Origin of the sequence: Rhodoplanes sp. SY1 (genome assembly GCF_046000175.1) — a bacterium.
Lineage (GTDB): Bacteria > Pseudomonadota > Alphaproteobacteria > Rhizobiales > Xanthobacteraceae > Rhodoplanes.
On sequence record NZ_JBEOMB010000334.1, the window covers coordinates 1 to 633 of the forward strand.

Annotated in this window: 2 protein-coding genes; both read left to right on the plus strand. The window is 72.2% G+C overall.

Annotated elements, in window-relative coordinates; translation table 11 throughout:
* Positions 1-309, plus strand: a 309-nt coding sequence (locus tag ABTU92_RS29470; protein ID WP_408095098.1) for a 3-hydroxyacyl-CoA dehydrogenase family protein, incomplete at its 5' end; no start/stop codon positions are given.
* A 31-nt stretch (positions 310-340) separates the two neighbouring features.
* A partial coding sequence (locus ABTU92_RS29475) for a DNA/RNA nuclease SfsA (RefSeq protein WP_408095099.1) occupies positions 341-633 on the plus strand: 293 nt, incomplete at its 3' end.

Here is a 633-nt window from a genome sequence, read left to right on the forward strand (position 1 = left end):
ACCTGCCTCGCCTGGGGCAAGACGCCGGTGCACTGCCGCTCGACGCCCGGCTTCATCGTCAACCGCGTCGCCCGGCCGTTCTACGGCGAGGCGCTGCGGCTGATCGCCGAGGGCGCCGCGTCGCCGGCGACGATCGACGCCAGCATCAAGCGGGCCCCCGATCCGCTGGTGGAGCGCATCGTCGCCGGCTGGCCGCACCGCTTCGACGCGGCGCGTGCCCGCGCGCTCGGCTTCGTCGCCGAGACGACGTTCGACGAGATCGTCCGCATCCACATCGAGGACGACCTCGGTGGGCGAATTCCGGACTGACGCCGCGGCGGCCGCGCGCTAAACGGTCGCCATGCGGTTTCCGATTCCGTTGAGTCCGGCGACGCTGCTGCGCCGCTACAAGCGCTTTCTCGCCGATGTCGTGCTCCTGGACGGCACCGTCGTCACGGCCCACGTCGCCAATCCGGGCAGCATGCTGGGCCTCGCCGAGCCGGGCGCGCGGGTGTGGCTGTCGCACTCGAACGCACCGACCCGCAAGCTCGCCTGGTCGTGGGAGCTGGTCGAGGTCGATCTCGGCGCCGGGCTCGAGCTGGTCGGCGTGAACACGGCGCATCCGAACGGGATCGTCGCCGCCGCGATCGCGGC